This is a genomic window from Pedobacter panaciterrae (assembly GCF_013204795.1).
Lineage (GTDB): Bacteria > Bacteroidota > Bacteroidia > Sphingobacteriales > Sphingobacteriaceae > Pedobacter > Pedobacter panaciterrae.
In genome coordinates, this window is sequence record NZ_JABMKW010000012.1 from 1 (window position 1) to 17506 (window position 17506).

Annotated in this window: 15 protein-coding genes and 1 riboswitch; of the genes, 6 read left to right on the forward strand and 9 right to left on the reverse strand. The window is 38.0% G+C overall.

The window, feature by feature from the left end:
- The 3 genes from HQN86_RS26700 to HQN86_RS07130 all read left to right on the forward strand — a co-directional run.
- Window positions 1–231, forward strand: a 231-nt coding sequence (locus HQN86_RS26700; protein ID WP_216854352.1) for a hypothetical protein, incomplete at its 5' end; no start/stop codon positions are given.
- 696 nt (window positions 232–927) lie between these two features.
- The gene (locus HQN86_RS07125; protein ID WP_172660335.1) at window positions 928–2568 is read left to right on the forward strand and encodes a L,D-transpeptidase family protein; all 1641 of its coding nucleotides are present in this window, start codon (window positions 928–930) and stop codon (window positions 2566–2568) included.
- Between the two features lie 158 nt (window positions 2569–2726).
- Window positions 2727–3449 (forward strand): DUF4397 domain-containing protein, encoded by a 723-nt coding sequence (locus HQN86_RS07130; protein ID WP_172660336.1) that lies wholly within the window; start codon window positions 2727–2729, stop codon window positions 3447–3449.
- A 3-nt stretch (window positions 3450–3452) separates the two neighbouring features.
- On the opposite strand, the gene rpiB is transcribed toward HQN86_RS07130, so the two are convergent.
- From rpiB to HQN86_RS07145, 3 genes are read right to left on the reverse strand one after another with little or no spacing between them, the layout of a single operon-like run.
- Window positions 3453–3902: a ribose 5-phosphate isomerase B gene (gene rpiB, locus HQN86_RS07135; protein ID WP_172660337.1), complete on the reverse strand. Its 450-nt coding sequence runs from the start codon at window positions 3900–3902 to the stop codon at window positions 3453–3455.
- Window positions 3903–3912: 10 nt separating this feature from the next.
- The gene (locus HQN86_RS07140; RefSeq protein ID WP_172660338.1) at window positions 3913–6207 is read right to left on the reverse strand and encodes a DUF7133 domain-containing protein; all 2295 of its coding nucleotides are present in this window, start codon (window positions 6205–6207) and stop codon (window positions 3913–3915) included.
- Window positions 6208–6232: 25 nt separating this feature from the next.
- The gene (locus HQN86_RS07145; protein ID WP_172660339.1) at window positions 6233–7693 is read right to left on the reverse strand and encodes an aminoacyl-histidine dipeptidase; all 1461 of its coding nucleotides are present in this window, start codon (window positions 7691–7693) and stop codon (window positions 6233–6235) included.
- Window positions 7694–7915: 222 nt separating this feature from the next.
- Here HQN86_RS07145 and HQN86_RS07150 point away from each other — a divergent pair, with 222 nt between their 5' ends.
- A complete protein-coding gene (locus HQN86_RS07150) occupies window positions 7916–8398 on the forward strand; it encodes a peroxiredoxin family protein (RefSeq protein ID WP_172660340.1) in 483 nt (160 codons plus the stop codon).
- Window position 8399: 1 nt separating this feature from the next.
- On the opposite strand, the gene HQN86_RS07155 is transcribed toward HQN86_RS07150, so the two are convergent.
- The 5 genes from HQN86_RS07155 to HQN86_RS07175 form a co-directional block, all read right to left on the reverse strand.
- The gene (locus tag HQN86_RS07155) at window positions 8400–9188 is read right to left on the reverse strand and encodes a DUF3050 domain-containing protein (RefSeq protein ID WP_172660341.1); all 789 of its coding nucleotides are present in this window, start codon (window positions 9186–9188) and stop codon (window positions 8400–8402) included.
- 36 nt (window positions 9189–9224) lie between these two features.
- Complete coding sequence (locus tag HQN86_RS07160; RefSeq protein WP_172660342.1) at window positions 9225–9914, reverse strand: SIP domain-containing protein; 690 nt, start codon at window positions 9912–9914, stop codon at window positions 9225–9227.
- Between the two features lie 76 nt (window positions 9915–9990).
- Window positions 9991–10839 (reverse strand): helix-turn-helix domain-containing protein, encoded by an 849-nt coding sequence (locus tag HQN86_RS27060; protein WP_172660343.1) that lies wholly within the window; start codon window positions 10837–10839, stop codon window positions 9991–9993.
- An 18-nt stretch (window positions 10840–10857) separates the two neighbouring features.
- Complete coding sequence (locus HQN86_RS07170; protein ID WP_172660344.1) at window positions 10858–12024, reverse strand: MFS transporter; 1167 nt, start codon at window positions 12022–12024, stop codon at window positions 10858–10860.
- Between the two features lie 103 nt (window positions 12025–12127).
- Window positions 12128–15004, reverse strand: a complete 2877-nt coding sequence (locus tag HQN86_RS07175) for a tetratricopeptide repeat protein (RefSeq protein ID WP_172660345.1) — start codon at window positions 15002–15004, stop codon at window positions 12128–12130.
- A 224-nt stretch (window positions 15005–15228) separates the two neighbouring features.
- Between HQN86_RS07175 and HQN86_RS07180 the strand changes: the two genes are divergently transcribed.
- On the forward strand, window positions 15229–15633 hold the full coding sequence (locus tag HQN86_RS07180; protein WP_172660346.1) for a YtxH domain-containing protein: 405 nt from the start codon (window positions 15229–15231) through the stop codon (window positions 15631–15633).
- A 1-nt stretch (window position 15634) separates the two neighbouring features.
- On the opposite strand, the gene HQN86_RS07185 is transcribed toward HQN86_RS07180, so the two are convergent.
- The gene (locus tag HQN86_RS07185) at window positions 15635–16789 is read right to left on the reverse strand and encodes an MFS transporter (protein WP_172660347.1); all 1155 of its coding nucleotides are present in this window, start codon (window positions 16787–16789) and stop codon (window positions 15635–15637) included.
- Window positions 16790–17135: 346 nt separating this feature from the next.
- Window positions 17136–17223, forward strand: a riboswitch (TPP riboswitch).
- Between the two features lie 59 nt (window positions 17224–17282).
- On the opposite strand from HQN86_RS07185, the gene thiS reads away from it, so the two are divergent.
- Window positions 17283–17483 (forward strand): sulfur carrier protein ThiS, encoded by a 201-nt coding sequence (gene thiS, locus HQN86_RS07190; RefSeq protein ID WP_172660348.1) that lies wholly within the window; start codon window positions 17283–17285, stop codon window positions 17481–17483.
- The last annotated feature ends 23 nt before the right edge of the window (window positions 17484–17506 follow it).

The following is a 17506-nucleotide window of genomic DNA, read 5'->3' on the forward strand; positions in this document are numbered from 1 at the left end:
CAGCAGGTTAAAATCAGGTTAATTCTTTATCTTAAAATACCACAAAAGGTAAAACAAGGCCGGCAAAAACGACTCCTCACATTATATATATACTATATGCGTAATCACATCAAATTCTACACTATATATAGTATACATAACATTAGGTATAATACCCCATCGCCTGATACCTTACATCAAAAAGCCTTACAAACGAAAAAATGTCGTTCAGAGTCATTGGAAGGTCGTTAAAAAAATACACCTCAACTATTAAAGTGCAAATGAGAAACACCAAAAGCAGACAAGAAAGCAAAAAAAGCCTGTACAAAAGAAAACGGAGTCTCGCTTCTTTCGATTTGAGTACTCCGTTTCCACTTTTTTATCGCCGTAGCCATAAAAAAGCATCAATTCTTCTTTTACTTTACCATTTCGTAGTATTCTTAGTTCTCACGAACTTTGAAACCCGTCTAAGTTATCTCTTTATAAATCATCCCGTAGGCTTCATCATCTGAGATACGTCCGTCCTGACACAGTCTACATACCTTTGCGCTGGGGCTCCGGTAATCTTAAATCTCGTGTTCTCTGTCTCCTTTGAACTTCGAGTTTTTATTTACTGATCATCGAAATTACCAGAATCTTTTTGCCCTTAAGCTAAGTGTTCTTTTTGGAATTTCTTCAGACTGTCAAAGTACTTCGTAATTGATAGATCTAATTTACACACTTAAACCATTGAAAACAAGGAAAATCCGATTTATTTTTCTAACAATTCACTAACAGCTTACCAACAGGTTTTCAACATAGTTATGAACAGCACAAAATCGAAAAAGAACTGTAATACAACAACTTACAAAAACAAAGCACCAAAAGATGTTCATATCCTTAATTTAAGCCCAGCTTTACTTTTCAAATCAATTTGGAATCATGATATTTATTAAATAAAATTAAAGCATGAATTTGTTACGCCCCTTCCCTATTGTAGCCTTTTTGCTTTTTGGTCTGCTATCTTTAAATAGCTGCAACCAATCTGAAAAGAAGGCAACAAAAATCACAAAAGACTCATTAAAAAGACGTTCCATTAAAGACTGGAACAAAACCATCCCTGGAAACTTTAATTCTGAACAGGAGCTTTTTTTTGACACCCTTCAAATTGAGTCATTTATTGCTGCACATCCACTACTCAAAGAATACGCTGCATCAATCCAAAAATTCTACAACAACAGGCACTTTGCTTTTGCATGGTATAACAAAAATGGGTTAATAGAACAGGCAGGCAACCTTACCGATCGGGTTAAAAATCTTAAAGATGAAGGAATCAATAAGGATATCCCATATAGAGCAGCATTGGATTCTATGATCTACGCCAAGCCCAGTAAAAAACCAGATATCAAACTAGAATTGATGCTTACTGCCCAATATTTTGTTTTTGCCAAATTAGCATGGGAAGGCATGGATGCCTCTATTAGCAAATCTTCTGAATGGTTTCTTCCACGTAAAAAGATCGCATACGATGCTTATCTGGATAGTATGATTAAAAGCCCAGCCAAATTTGCAGGTACAACAGTGGCTCCCGTTTACAGACAATATGATCTTTTGAAGAACTTCCTTATTAAATATCGCGAGCTTGATCAAAAAGATCCATGGAAACCGATAGTGGCCGATAAAAAATCTTATAAACCTGGAGATTCCTCAGAGGTGATTGCTCAAATAAAAACACGCTTATTCAAGTTGGAGGATTTTAAAGGTGATACTACCGATACTCATTACAACGATGAATTTCTTTTAGCCGTAAAACAGTTTCAGGAAAGAAGTGGCATGACCTCAGATGGTGCCATCGGGCCAGGCACATTAACAGAACTCAATACACCGTTAAAAAAGAGAATCAGACAGCTTTTAGTAAATATGGAGCGTAGCCGATGGTTGCCGGTACAAATTGACTCCAATTACCTTGGTGTAAACATCCCTGAATTTAAACTGCATGTTTACCATGCAGACAGCTTATTATGGAGTGGAAATGTTGTAGTAGGCCAATCTATACACAAAACAGTTATTTTTTCGGGTGATATGAAATATGTAGTATTCAGCCCTTATTGGAATGTCCCTACCAGTATTGTTCGTAATGAAGTTCTGCCCAATATGCGACGCAACAAAAACTACATTAAAAACCATCAGATGGAAATAACGGGTTATAGTGGCGGTTTGCCTGTAGTCAGACAAAAACCCGGACCTAAAAACTCCTTAGGACTTGTAAAGTTTCTGTTCCCAAACAGTTACGATATCTACCTGCACGACACTCCTTCAAAGTCGCTGTTCGGAGAGTCGTCCAGAGCGTTTAGTCATGGTTGTATCCGTGTAGAAGATCCTGCAAAACTTGCAGCATTCCTACTTAAAAACAGCAAGGGCTGGGATGCAGCTAAAATAAAAACGGCTATGAATTCAGGGAAAGAGCAATACGTTACACTAAAAAATAAAGTTCCCGTTTATATAGCCTATTTCACAGCTTTTATTGACCGAAATAACCGGTTAAATTTCCGTAAAGATATTTACAGCAGAGATGAACCTTTGGCAAGTATGCTACTTAAAGAAGAATAATTTTCATTTTTTCTTAATCCTACTGTAGCGATTTATCAACTAGCCTCGTTTAGTGGTTTGAGAGCGTTAATTTAGATTCAGGGTCGGCTCAATATGAGCCGGCTCTGTTTTTTACCATCAATGCTCTATTGTTAACTATAAACCCTAAACCAATTCTTATGGCCACTAAATCCTTTACTAAAAGCGCTTACTCAAACTCATTTATAATCTGCATTGTAGCTATAATCATCTTGCTTTTAACCCTACTAATGCAATCTTGCAAAAACGATGATCCTGCACCTGATCCAGAACTTTCTCTGTTAAGTGTTACTAACGCCTCGCCAACATTAGCCACTTATAATTTCTATCTGAACCAGAGTAAAGTAAATTCAGGTGCCCTTTCTTTTGGAGGCGTGGTATCTTATTTTCGCTTAAGTCCAGGCGACTATACGGGTAAACTTACAACCGAAAGCAGTACAGAAAGCTTGCTTTCAGAGAGTTTAAAGTTCGAAAACGGCAAAATCTATTCTTTATTCTTTATCGGCAAACAAGCAAGTCTTGATTATCTGCTTATTAACGATAACATTAAAGCTCCTGCCGCTGAAAAAGCATTTGTAAGATTTATTAATTTATCGCCTGATGCTTCTGCGCTTAATCTTGCATTTAAAGATAGCGTTGCAGTAGCTACCGACAAAGCATACAAAGCTGCAAGTGATTTTGTAGAGATTCCTGCTAAAATTTACACCTTCGAAATTAAGGATAAAGCATCCGGTGCTGTAAAAAAAGAACTGAAAGACATCGATATCAAGAAAGGCAAAACTTATACCATCATATCAAGAGGCATGCTTACTCCATCTGGAACAGAACATGCTTTTGACGGACAAGTCATTACAAATCAATAACCCCTACATCTCTCCTCTCTCAATGGCGGCTATTTTTTCTAATCGTTGAACATGTCGTTCTTCATTAGAAAAGATAGCCTTGAGAAACGCTCTAACAATATCTTTAGCTAACTCAATTCCAATAACACGTTCTCCAATACATAAAACATTCACATCGTCGTGCTCAACAGACTGGTGTGCTGAATAGGTATCATGACATACACCAGCTCTTATACCCTTAAATTTATTTGCAGCTACACTAACTCCTACCGAACTGCCGCACACTAAAATTCCTCTATCGCCTTCTTTATTTAACAAAGCATGGGCTACATGCGCAGCATGATCGGGATAATCGCTGGGTGCACTTGTATGAGTACCCTTATCTATCACTTCATATCCCTCATCAAGCAACATTTTTACTAATATGGTTTTATATGCAAAACCTGCATGATCTGATCCAATTATAACTTTCATAAATCTAATTTCAGTTTTTTGATTCTAATTCGGCAACTGTAAATGCTTTTTGTCTGCTTTTAAGTTTCTCACGAACACTCACTACGTCTTTAACATCAATTTTACCTGCATTGTTTTGCCACGAGTTTCTAATAAAACTTAACAACTGAGCAATATCTTCATCAGAAATTTCATCGCTATGACCAATTCCAGGCATATCACCAGCAATTTCTGGCGCTTCATATACGTGGCCATTAACATTTACCGGGCCGGTTAATCCAAATAAAACAATTGAAATTAAAGTGTTTTTATCGCCATTTACCCATTGCGACTTATTTAATGGTGGTGCTAAAGAGGCAATACCATTACCATCGTGCGAATGGCAAGTTTGACAGGTAGATAAGAACAGTGCCGATCCTTTTGGATATTCTTTGGCAAGCGCATCCGGATCACGGTTCTTTTTAGTGTTATTATAAGCGGTAATTACTTTCTGTAACTGTTTATTTATTTTCAAATTGGTATCGGGTTCAAACTTGGCTATTGTTTCTTTAAACGACTCTTCGCGATAAGCTAAATTGCTGATCACAGCATCAGAAACAAAACTGCTATTCGGATACTTTTTAGTCAGATTTACCAACATGTTATCAGCGGCTTGTTCATTAAATGGTTTAATATATTTTGATACAAATGCCACATAAGGAGCAGCCAATTCGTCGTTACTATCAACTAATTCATCTAATGCTTTCACATAGCTAGCATAAGACGATGAGTTAATTACCGACGGCAGCACTGTTAACGCCTGCATACGGATTGGCCATTCTGTACTTTTCAATAAGGCCAGCACTTCATTTGTTTCTAATGCATTAAGCCCTTCCAACGTCCATAACGCATGAATCACCTGTAATGGATTTGTCGTTTGTTTTAAAACTGCTTTTAAATGAGGGATTGCTTGCTTGTATTTTCCATCTATCAGCGTTTGCTGAGCCATATCCCGTAAATAACCGTTAGTACTTCCCAATAATGCTATCAATTTTTCAGGATCATTAGGAATGCTTGTAGCAACGGCCTTTTTACCTTTTGGAACAATTTTATAGATTCGGCCACATGCCAATGGCAATGTGAGGTTTCTCGCTTTAATCTGACCTGATAAATATGGCGTAACATAGGTTTTATGCTGAATAATGCCTCTATACATGTCTACAACATATAATGCCCCATCAGGGCCATTGTATAAGCTAACCGGTCTGAATCTTTCATCAACACTGGCCAGGAACTCCTTATCTTTATATGCCTGCTCCCCTTTTACTACATATCCGGTTTCTTTTAAAATATTCCTCTTAATTAAGTTAGCCGAGGGTTCTGCTACAAAAGCATTAAAATCATAAGCACTGCCAAACAGATCTCCCCGGTAAATCAACGGACCGCAAGCTGCTGTAAAGTTTCTTAATCTTAAGCTGTCATCTAATGTTCCTGGAGAATAACCTCTGTTTACGCCCGGGGTTGGTCTAATTGGATATACACGGTTGTTTGGTACTGTTCTTTCAGAAAAGCCATCCACTCCTCTTTGATTTTTATTTGAGGCACCAAAACCGGGACTAAAATAATCGCCCAACAAGTTCGTCGAATTATCATTATAGTATAACCTGCCATAATTATCCTGACTTACTCCCCACTGACCTCTAAAATGAGTATCCTCAATCAACCATTTATCGCCTTGTTTTCTATATCGTTTACTTGATTTTGCATTGTAAATCCAATTGTCAAGGGCTCTTAACAAGCCATTTGGCTGATGCTCCACATTACCATCTACCGCGTATTTACTATCGACAAGCGTCCTTTTTACTGGCTTATCATTTTTAAGTTCATAGTACCATAAGTTTGGCGGTTCAGCCACCAGAATACCATCTTCAATTAAACAAATTGCCCTTGGCAGCACCAATGAGTCGATTACTAGTTTACGCTCGTCTGCAACACCATCTTTATTTTTATCTTCCAGAATAATGATCTTACCCGATGGCTTATCTTCTCCGGTACCCAATGTATCAGGCATATATCCATTCATTTCTACTACCCACATACGCCCTTTCTGATCAAAGCTCATTGCCACAGGTGTTGTTACTATTGGCTCGGCTGCAATAAGTTCTACCTCAAAACCATCTTCTATAACCATTTTACTTATGGATTCATCAGCAGGAACCACCGGTGATGTGTTAAAGTCGATGGGTTTATCGGAAGTAGCTTTTGTTGTAGAAACCTTTTTATAACTCTGACATTGGTATAAAGAAAATACAATAAGGATTAAAAATGCGTATATGTAAACTTTCATAATAGGAACAAACGTAGAATAGTATTTAGTTATTTTTAAGTGGAATTTGTTGAAGTACTTTTAGCAAATAGCCCCAGAATTTTTGTACTGAAGATACCTGTACCTTTTCATCGGGCGAATGTGCACCATGAATTGTTGGTCCAAAGGAGATCATATCCATTCCCGGCAGGTGGCCACCCAAAATACCGCACTCTAAACCAGCGTGGCAGGCATTAACATTAGGTTCGGAATTAAAACTGGATCTATATAGATCAGCCATCAATTCTAAAATACTGGAATCGGGATTAGGTTTCCAACCCGGATAATCGCCACTGCGTGAAACATCGCATCCAATAATTTCCAGAGATGCACCAACGGCAATTGCAACATCTCGTTTAGTGCTTTCAACACTACTGCGTTGCAATGATTGGGTCACAAACTCTCCGTTTCCAATAATCACTCTGGCCAGGTTAGAAGAGGCTTCCACCAGGTCAGCAATATCAGGGCTCATCCTAAAAACACCGTTTGGAAGAGAGTAAACTGCATTCACGATCTTGGTAAAATCTGCTTCGTCCATTGCAAACTTAGGCAATTGGGTTTCAACGGCAGAAATCAATAAAGAAGGTTCTATGGCATGAAATTCTGCCTCAACAATAGCTGTAAAACTTTTTATAAAGGAATTAAACTTTTCTTTTTGAGCAGGTGTTACCACAACCACAGCTTTAGATTCTCTTGGAATGGCATTTCTTAGGCTTCCGCCATCTACCGAACTCAACTGAATACCAAGTTCCTTATTTGCCTCATAAAGTAACCGGTTCATCAATTTATTCGCGTTGGCCCTGCCTTTATGGATATCCATACCGGAGTGGCCGCCTAGTAAACCTTTTATAGAGATCTCAAAAGCAATGCTGCTGTCTGCAACCTGTTTTTGTTTATAAGTATATATCGTATTTGTATCTATACCGCCGGCACAGCCGATGGTAAGCTCATCATCTTCTTCTGTATCAAGGTTCAGCAAAATAGTTCCTGAGAGATTAGACGGATCAAGCTCCTTTGCCCCCGTCATCCCGGTTTCTTCATCTATTGTAAATAAAGCTTCAATAGAAGGATGAGCAATATCTGATGAAGCTAAAATGCTCATAATGGTGGCAACGCCAATACCGTTATCGGCGCCCAGGGTAGTACCCTTAGCTTTAACCCAATCGCCATCTACATACATTTCTATCCCCTGAGTATCAAAATTAAAGATTGTATCGCCATTCTTTTGATGAACCATATCAAGATGCGACTGCAGAATTACAGTTTGTCTGCTTTCCATACCAGTGGTTGCCGGCTTCTTTATAATTACATTTCCAGTACGATCCTGAATTGTTTGTAGTCCAAGGTTTTTACCAAAGTCAACCATAAACTGTATTACCCTTTGCTCCTTCTTTGATGCACGGGGTATTGCATTTAAACTGATAAAATTATTCCAAAGCGATGCTGGCTCTAAACTTTCAACTTTCATTCCTTGCTCATTTGTATGTAAACAAACTTAGAGAAAAGTTTTTATATACAATTAAGGCTAACCTTTTATCATCTTATTGTTGCACAAACCAGCCATTTGCAAGTACTTAGGGCAACAGTCCTTATCCACAGCCCAATGTTCTATTGTAAAAATTAGGTTTTAAATGACGATAATTATTATAAAGAATATGATATTAGCGCTTTCTTTTATTAAGAACATTCTATGAAAAAAATAATATTCTCTTTAATCCTTTGTGCATTTTCTACAATTGCTTTTAGCCAGGCGCTTTTGCCGGGTAGTGTGTTGCCTACTGCGGTTTTCTATAAAACTGATGGCAATGCTTATTCTACAAGTCAGATAGCAAAAGGGAAAAAAGCTTTATTGATGTTCTTTGACGCTACTTGCGAACACTGCCAAAGAACGGCTGCAAACATGTCTAAAAGAACTAAAGAGCTAAAGAACGTTAATATTTATATGATTACTCAGGATGAGCAACGTTCTATAGATTACTTTTTTACCAATTATGGTAAGCCATTACAGGCACTAAAGAATGTTACGATACTACAAGATCGCGATCATGTGTTTATTCCCTTGTTTCACCCTAAACAATATCCATCGCTATACCTTTACGACACAGCTAAAAAACTGACGTTTTATTCAAGCAATGAAAAGGATTTACCAAAATTCTTTGATCTGATGAAATAATTTATGCTGTTGTAGTGGCGAATACAATTTTGTTGTAAGCGCCATCCCATAGTTCAATCCGCTTTTTAAGCGATTCTATTGTAGCTTGTTCTGCGGCCTTCCAGTATTCATCGCTGTTACCGCATAGATCTGAAGTCATTTCTAGCGCAAGGTGACTATGATGATCTCCATCCACCTCGATGTGCCTATCCAGATAGTACTTAAATAAAGAGATCTGATCAGGGAATTTCTTGTTCAGGTCGTTTACTATAGTCAGGAACATATTAGGTATCAAATCTTCTCTGCCAAACGTAAACGTGCTTGCCTGCAAATGCGGCTGATTGCTGTTGATAATTTTAAAAGTAAAGTTCACAAAGCTTCGTGCCTCATCTGGAGTATCAGACAACTCATAAGCCTTATTCAAATCACCTGTTGTTTTCAATGCGTTTACAAACTGATCAATCTGATTGATATCTGCTCCGCATTGCTGCATTGCCTCAAGGTACATTTCAAAGTGACTTTTCCTTTCACCTTTACTATCCACATCAGATTCTTCTCCGGCAACGATCTCATTAATTAAATACCTGTTGTTTGCCGATCCAACCGGAAACCAGGGAATAGTGGTACAGGTAAGGTTAATTTGAAGCGATTTTAACAGCGACATGAAATCCCAAACTGCGTACACATGGTATTGCATAAAGATCCTCAGATCTTCAAGATCATTGATAACTGAATAAACTTTATGATTGATTATCTGCTGCCTTAATGGCTCTATTTCGTTTTGGATTCTTTCCAGCGGTGCACTACTCATTATTCCTTCTTTATTCCTGATGGCAAAGATAAAATTTTACCACCAAAAACCCTGAACTTTAACACGTCCATTAAAACCTGGTAATGCTTTAATTATTTTTCTGAGCTCAACAACCATAGGAACATTGCCGGCTAAGTATACCGCGCCACCATCAAGATTTTGTTCCTGTAACCATTCCTGCAAATTATTGATATTGCTACTCACTTTTTGAGGGATAGCCTCCAATGTAGAATCGAAGTACGACATAAATGCTTTACGGTGTTCTTCTTCCTTGATTACTACAGCTCCAGATACATTTCCCTTACCAGCCAATTGCTCTAAAGCCAAAAAATGCCCTATTGCAGAACTATCGCCAAGGCAGGTTAACGAAGCAGAAGGAACTGGCTTTGTAAAAGTACTTGAAATTCCAAGATACATTATCTCGTCCTTTGGTTTTAAGCTGGCAGCCCATTTACTTCCGCTACCGTCGTGTGCTGCATCAACATACAATGTACAGGTTTGTGTATCCTCATCCCAATGCGCAGGTGTATAGTCTCTGTAAACCCCATCGGAAACCTTACATTTCATGTGCTGTACGCTTTGCCACTTGCTCATATCTACCCCTGGCAAGTGCAGATCTATTTCATAAAACGTTGAAGGATTCCATGCACGAACATCCAGAACATGTCCTGTTTTGCCAAATTGTTTTTCAAATATTACAAGCGCCTTTCTTTTTATTAAATTCATAATTCCTTGTTTTGATGTTACAAAACAACATTAAAAACGTTCACTTTGCAATGAAGAAAGAAAGGTAAGTATTGGACTATTTGCGGTATATAGCCCTAAAGGCTCCGGCAGAAGTGCCGGCAAACTTAGTAAACAATCTGGAAAAATAAGTATGATCTGAGAATCCCAATTCAAATGAGATTTCTTTTACCGTTAGATCGGTATAATATAGCAACCGCTTTGCTTCGAGTACAATCTCATTATGAATCCAGTAACTAACCGGAAAGCCTGTGAGCCCTTTAACCACTTCATTTAAATAAGTAAGGGAAATATTTAATTTCTCTGCGTATTCAGAAGGGCCTTTAATCGTTTTAAAATTTGCCAGCAGCAAACTCCTGAATTGACTATTGATTTGCACCGGTCTGGTATTTTGCTTTTGCCCAAATTGAGTTTGTGAAAGATAAGCTTCGGCAACCATACCGATATAAGATTGTGCAAGAGAATGGGCTATTGCCCTGCTCAACGGCTCTTCAATAAGCAAAAACCTTTCATGAAGCAATTTCAGGCATTGCTTAAATTTTTCTGCTTTAGCATCATCCAGTGATATGGGTCCATTGCTTATAATGTACTGTTCAAAAACAGTTCTGTACTCTTCATTAACCAATAGGGTATCAATTGCCAAAAACCAACCCGAAACATTTTTACTATTTATGCTGTGATGCACCTGCCCTGGTAGTACATATAGTATGGCACGGTCATTAACCAAAAGAGACTTAAAATCAAGCATGAAATTGCTTTCTCCCTTTTCCTGATATAAAAAAATATAATGATCGTCGCGGTGTGCGCTTAAAATCGAAGCACGTTCTTGAACGTTGTCAAAATAAATAACCTCCATTCCCGCCGAAGAGCGCTCATAGAGTTTATGGACTGGGATAATGTCTTTCACGACACTAAGCTAGAACTTTTATGCGTAATTCAGTTTAGCAACTCTTCTGCTTCTTGCAATAAGTACCCATGCAAACGCAGCACCTGTTAAAGCCATTATTGAACCCACAGAAACCGGAGAAGTATAATCATAACCTGCGGCAAGTGGCAAACCGCCTAAAAATGCACCAAGCGCATTACCTATGTTAAAGCTGGCCTGACTAACAGAAGCAGCGAGCATTTCTGAACCTTTGGCAGTATTGATCATCAGCATCTGAATTGGTGATGCCGCTGCAAAAGCAATTGCACCAGTCACAAATGTCATTATTACAGCTAACACCTGGTTTCCTGATACATAATGTACAATTAAAAGGCTAATTGACATTGCAATCAGTAAGGTTATAGTTGCCTTTGCAGGCGATATTTTATCAGCCAGTTTACCTCCAATAAAGTTACCTACCAACATCCCTAATCCTGCTACAACCAAGATATACGTGATTGAATTGGCAGAGAATCCTGAAACTTCGGTAAGCAATGGAGCAATGTAGCTATACCACGAAAATAACCCACCTGTACCAATTGCAATCATTAAAATGATTAACCATGATTCAGGAAGTTTAAAGAAGTTAAGCTCTTTACCCAAATCACGATTTTTAGTAGCTGGAAGTGCTGGCATCCATGATTTTAAACTCAATAAAGTAACTATACCTACAATAACAATGATTACAAAAGTGTACCTCCATGAGTAGTTATGGCCAATATAAGTACCCAGAGGCACCCCTATTACGTTTGCTATAGTTAATCCGGCAAACATTAGCGACACAGATTGCGCTTCCTTACCCTTTTCTGCTATTCTGCTTGCTACCACAGAACCTACTCCAAAGAATGCTCCGTGTGGTAAACCTGCCAGCAAACGAGCGGCAAACATGGTATTATAGTCTGGTGCAAATGCCGAAAAGGCATTAAAACCTGTAAACATGAGCATTAAAACCATTAGTATTTTTTTGGGAGGATAGCTCCCCGCAATAACTACTAATAAAGGTGCGCCAATTACAACTCCTAAAGCATAAGCAGAAATAAGATGCCCGGCCTGAGGGATGGTAATATGTAAATCTTTCGCGATGTCTGGCAATAGGCCCATCATCACAAATTCTGTGATCCCGATTCCAAGGCCTCCAAGGGTTAAAGCAAGCAAACTTTTCTTCATAATCTACTATAGGTTAGTGTAAAAAATACACACTACAAAAGTAGATAATAAAATAGGTTAATTAGTCTATTTTTAGTAAAAAAATTTCACCTTTAATTTTGACTTACCTAAGGTTATTTTTTTTCATTTTTAACTGTAACTCACTGATCCTCTTAACTTGTTTTTTAGCTTTAGCGTAATCAATTAATTCTTGATAGGCAGCAAAATGATATGGGTTTAATTGAATTGCCTTTTCATACAACGCCATACTTTCCGTTTTGCGGCGATTAGCTTGCAGCAATTTTGCAGAAGTGTATAAATAATCTGAAGCATAAATATTGTCACCAGATCTGTTAGCCTTTTTTAATAGCTCTGATGCCTTTATTTTATAGCCTTTTTGAACCAACAGCCTTATGTACCTTAACTGATCAGGCCCTTTTACATATAACTTACCCGATAAAAATGGTTGCAAATAAAAATCAGTACTATCCTTGTATTTCAATTCATTGTAGAATTCTGCTATCCTTAAATTATAATCTGGTCTTCCATTTCCTGAAGCGGTCAAAATCCTTTGGGCTTCTTTTAATGTAGCAATAGCTGGTTTGTATTGCTTGTTTTCGGCCAAAGCATCGGCGTACATATTTCTAAGTTCAAAATTCTGAGGTTTCTGCTCAACCAGCTTTTTCAAAACAGCAACTTGCTGTGTATCACCCAACGTTGCCCTTAAAAATGCAGAAAATGCAATAGCATCATCTATTCTATCTCTTAAATAGGTAGACACCGTGGCTCCTGTTTTAATATACAGATCGGCCGCCTCAATCGCTTCTTTTAACTTAGCGTTTTTCCTGTACATCTCCCTAAGCAACAAATTATCCTTTGCCAGCTCCTGATAATCGTCTTCAAGAGTAATAGATTGCTGCAAATAACCTGCCTGCTGTTTAACAGATTCTTCCTGATTGATTTGTCGTGCAGCATATTTAGCTGCAACCAGATCTGCATACATTGCATAAATAGGTGCATAAACGATATCAATACTTTTAGCTTTTACCAGCCATTGCTCAGCTCCGCTAAAATCTTTGTTATAGATTTTGAGGTGGGCAATACTAAGAAATGCCGGAAGATACTTAGCATCATAAGTCAAAGCTGTATCCAGATAGGCCACTGCAAGTTTTGAATTACCTGCCCGACTTGCCAGGTTCACATAAACCTCAGCCCAATTGCTGGCCATAGCTTTTTTATCGCCAGCCAAATAGGCCTTTTCCTTTGAAACCAATTTATCCAGAAAACTATACATATCAGGATCCTTTGATTTTAAATCGGCGCTTGTATTCATAGATTTAAAATCAAGTGGGTGTACTTTTACTGGCTCAAAATACGCCGGATAAGTCTGCGCAAAATACTCGCTTTCATTGTTTTGGGAGTAATAATCGAGCGTACGCTTTTGTTTCATCGCATCGTAGTATAGCGCTCTTATTTTCCTGTTTTCAGCATCGGTTAATACGGCCCCATGAAACAAATGCACATACTCATGCAACACCACATTTCGCTCCATAAAAGCCCCACGCTCTACATATTCTATCCCTGCGGCTCCACTCCCTACGCCTCTTATATCCATCCACTGCCTGTTATCAAATGTAGTCATGTACCTAAAAGCCGGAGCGTCCATAGTAACCGCTAAATCCTGATGCAATGGAGGTATTTTAAAAGTATTGCCTTGTTTAGATAAAAAAGGAAAGTAAACTACTGATGAATATAGCTGGTTCCAAACCATTGCTTTTGCAGTTTCTCCCGGATAATAGCTTACATCAGAAAACACTTTGGTAAAATTCTTCATATCCCTGATTTTGGTATTATCCAGCGCTTTAGTGATGGCGTCGAAGGCATCAAGATATGGAATCCTTTTCGATTTAATAACTGCCGACAAGCCATTGTGGGCCGGACCATAGTGCTTTTTTCTAAGCAAAATAGATTTAAAAATATGCTCGGCAGAGTCGAGCCGCATGCCTCTATCCAGATCAAATGCGCTATAATAAATCGATGCCCTGTGCATTAACGGCAAAACAGAATTGCTGTATTGATTTTCTACCGCCCTGGTAATCTCTATTGCGCCTTGCACATCATTGCTTTTTATTCGCTGATCGGCCCTTAAAAGTGCTTTTCTCACCTCTTCATCATTGGCTTCTGCATAATCTGCATAGGTTAAATTGGTATGCCCATTGCCCCAATGCCAGTGAGTTTGATAATGAAGCGGATTAATTGCCAGTGCCAGTTCCCACTGGGCAGCCATGGCATTTAACTGTGTTGCATCTACCCTTCTCCATATTGCATAACCGTAACTGAATCTTGCATCTGCATTGAAAGGATCCAATTCAAGTGATTTAATTAACAGTTGTTCGGCCTTTTCAGGATGCTGATCCCAAAAATAAACATCGGCTTCCAACAGATAGGCTTTAGCACTTTTTGGATTTCTCTGCTGTATCTCTTTTGCAATCTGCAAAGCCGTTTCGTATTCCTTTTTAAGCAGCTTAACCCTGCCAAGTAAAAGTGCTGCATCTTCGCTATCCGGATTACTTTGAAGCACTTGCTTTGCTGTATTTTCAGCCTTTACTAAACGCCATGCCTGTATCTCCAAAAAGCCTTTTATGAGGAGTGCTTTTTCATTTTTCCGTTCTTGTTTTAGTACCTGAGACATTATAATTTCAGCCTCTTTGTATTTATTATTTAAGATTAGGTAATTGCATTTAAGTAACTGGTAATCTATGCTATTATGACTTGAATATTTAATCAAACTATCAGCTGTTTCCCACATTCCAAGCTCAAGCATACGACTAATTACAGGTACCGCATCCGTAGCAGTTTTCGCCTGCAAAACAAGTTGCTTCTTAAGTTTTATCAACTCCGTAAAAACTTGTTCTGTACTATCGGGATTAATAGACTGAGACCTGATTGCACCTAAATTAATGACAAGGAATAAAATCAGGGAGAAACAGAATCTTTTCATATTTATCCTAAATATAATAAATTACTAGATAGGGTGCTTTTAAAGCGACTGTGGTAATATAATGCGAATCGTCATCCTGAACTTGTTTCAGGATCTCTCAAGAGAAAGGAAACCTTGCTGGCGCGAGATGCTGAAATAAATTCAGCATGACGGAAGCTTTAAGGCAAAAAGCTTAAAACAATCTGGTACGAAATGTGTTAGTGATTAAGTAAAAAACATCTATTATGAATTATAAAAAATTAATATCTAGCCGTTTGTCCAATTTCCCGACTATGCCAACTGACAAATCTGGAGCAATAGTTGGATTATTAGCTGGTTTAGCGGTAGGTGCTGTTATAGGAGTACTATTTGCTCCTGACAGTGGAAAAAGAACAAGAGAAAGAATATCTGATAAAGCGCTAGACCTTGCAGATAATGTAAAAGATGGTTTCCATTCCATTAAGGATAATATCAATAATGGAAAACAAAGTCTTGGAGGACTAAAAAATCAGGTTGTAGACAACGTTAAGACTAAGGTGAACTCAGTATCTCAAGAGTTTAAAGAATTTAGAGATACTGAATTAGAAAAAGCGAAATCAGCAATCAAAAACACTGCTGATGATGCAAATGACGCCATTCAAAAGGCTTAATTTATGGTTTAATATCTAGAGCTATCCTTTGGTGTTTAAAAAACATTTTGGTAATGGGAACTAATAATAGTCCACATAATCCGAAGATTACAAAGGATACTCTTAAATTAAACGCATGAGCCAGATATCCAATTAATGGAGGTCCTAACAACATTCCGGTTATCGAATAAGTAGCTATAATGGATATGGCCATCCCCGGTGAGTACTTCTTTGAAGCACCTGCCAGCGCATACGACATTGGTATTATTGACGCTGTTCCAAAGCCTACTAATGAAAAACCAATCATAGCTGTCCAGAATGTTGGAAAGATAATGGCGAGGGAAATTCCTGATACAATAAAAACAGCACTCATGATATATGTTTTTGGCATACCAAATCTTACGATGATAATATCAGACAAGAATCTGGATGTTGCCATAAATGTCATAAAGATCAGGTATCCATAAGTAAATATCGGCGCATTTAATACTTCCTGAAAGTAAATCCCACTCCAGTCGAACATCCCTCCTTCGCATATTGCGCATAAAAACACAACTATACCAAGGTAAAAGATATACGGGTCTGGCTTACTCAAAATCAACTTGTTACCCGTTTCGGACTTATCTCCTTTTAATAAAAACTGGTATGAGTATAAGGTTACCAGTAACATCAACACGGCAACTATAGAAAAGTGTACTGCCAGCGTAACATTTAAGGTCAGTAAAAGTGTAGACAAGGCAATTCCTGCTATCCCTCCTATACTCCAAAATCCATGGAATGATCCTATTATCTTTTTCTCAAATCTCTTTTGTAGTGTTAGTGTTTGCGTATTTACTGAAATATTAAATATTCTGGTAGTAAAAGCGAATACACAAATTGCAAAAACAAGACTAAATGTATTGTGTGCAATTCCTATCAGCGCCAGTGAAAGCGCATTTAATGCATAGCCAACTGTTAACGGTACACGACTATTGTATTTGGAAACTAACCACCCTGAAATAGGTAGCCCGATTAAAGAACCGACCGGCATTGCCAATAGAATACTTCCTAATTCTGCTTCATTAAATCCAAAAGCGGTTTTAATCGTGGGAATTCTTGAGGCCCAGGTAGCAAAGCTAAATCCTGAAATGAAAAAGAAAAGGCTTAAGAAAAACCGATGTTTACTATTTGAAATCATTAATTTGAGATGAAAAAAAATAAAATTAATCACCCTAAAATGCAGCTAGTCGTAATTAATAGGCTACAAATGTAAACAATTCAAATTGGAGCTGAAAAAACTATTTAGCAAGTTGATCAGATTATTTCTATATGTGCAATATTGAAAATTAAACACACCCGTTCCCTGGTGCTTCCTTTACGCTGCTTCGAGGATTCTTCGAGGATGATTTGAAATACCTCAGATGCATCCTAGAAGCACGGCAGAAGAAGGGTTCAACCATAGCTGAAGCATACAGATAGAAGTAGCATAGATAATTTACTTAGGATTCTCCTATTTGTTTTTCCAAAAAATAACATAGCTTTACAAAAAACTTTAGGGGTGCCTTGCGCTGAGATATACCCTTTGAACCTGATGCAGTTAGTACTGCCGAAGGGAAAAGTAGAAGCAAATCTATTGCTATCTTTTCGTCCCGTTATGGGCAATCTCTATAGTTTTTCCAAATTAGCTAAAGATGGAAATAACTGTAAATCAACAAAATTACCAATTTAACAACCCTTGTTCTGTAGAACAAATGCTGTCTGTTATTAACGTTCAGGCTAAAGGTATCGCTGTAGCCATCAATCAAACCATTATTTCTAAGTCTGCCTGGGCCGAACATGAGCTAAAACATGGCGATCAGGTAATCCTAATTAAAGCCACCCAGGGTGGTTAATGCCCCAATCATGTATTAAATCA

Bases quoted from the DNA above. Each gene is read 5' to 3' on its own strand.
- HQN86_RS07125 (WP_172660335.1), top strand. From the start codon at position 928: ATGAATTTGTTACGCCCCTTCCCTATTGTAGCCTTTTTGCTTTTTGGT.
- HQN86_RS07130 (WP_172660336.1), top strand. From the start codon at position 2,727: ATGGCCACTAAATCCTTTACTAAAAGCGCTTACTCAAACTCATTTATA.
- rpiB (WP_172660337.1), bottom strand. From the start codon at position 3,902: ATGAAAGTTATAATTGGATCAGATCATGCAGGTTTTGCATATAAAACC.
- HQN86_RS07140 (WP_172660338.1), bottom strand. From the start codon at position 6,207: ATGAAAGTTTACATATACGCATTTTTAATCCTTATTGTATTTTCTTTA.
- HQN86_RS07145 (WP_172660339.1), bottom strand. From the start codon at position 7,693: ATGAAAGTTGAAAGTTTAGAGCCAGCATCGCTTTGGAATAATTTTATC.
- HQN86_RS07150 (WP_172660340.1), top strand. From the start codon at position 7,916: ATGAAAAAAATAATATTCTCTTTAATCCTTTGTGCATTTTCTACAATT.
- HQN86_RS07155 (WP_172660341.1), bottom strand. From the start codon at position 9,188: ATGAGTAGTGCACCGCTGGAAAGAATCCAAAACGAAATAGAGCCATTA.
- HQN86_RS07160 (WP_172660342.1), bottom strand. From the start codon at position 9,914: ATGAATTTAATAAAAAGAAAGGCGCTTGTAATATTTGAAAAACAATTT.
- HQN86_RS07170 (WP_172660344.1), bottom strand. From the start codon at position 12,024: ATGAAGAAAAGTTTGCTTGCTTTAACCCTTGGAGGCCTTGGAATCGGG.
- HQN86_RS07175 (WP_172660345.1), bottom strand. From the start codon at position 15,004: ATGAAAAGATTCTGTTTCTCCCTGATTTTATTCCTTGTCATTAATTTA.
- HQN86_RS07180 (WP_172660346.1), top strand. From the start codon at position 15,229: ATGAATTATAAAAAATTAATATCTAGCCGTTTGTCCAATTTCCCGACT.
- HQN86_RS07185 (WP_172660347.1), bottom strand. From the start codon at position 16,789: ATGATTTCAAATAGTAAACATCGGTTTTTCTTAAGCCTTTTCTTTTTC.
- thiS (WP_172660348.1), top strand. From the start codon at position 17,283: ATGGAAATAACTGTAAATCAACAAAATTACCAATTTAACAACCCTTGT.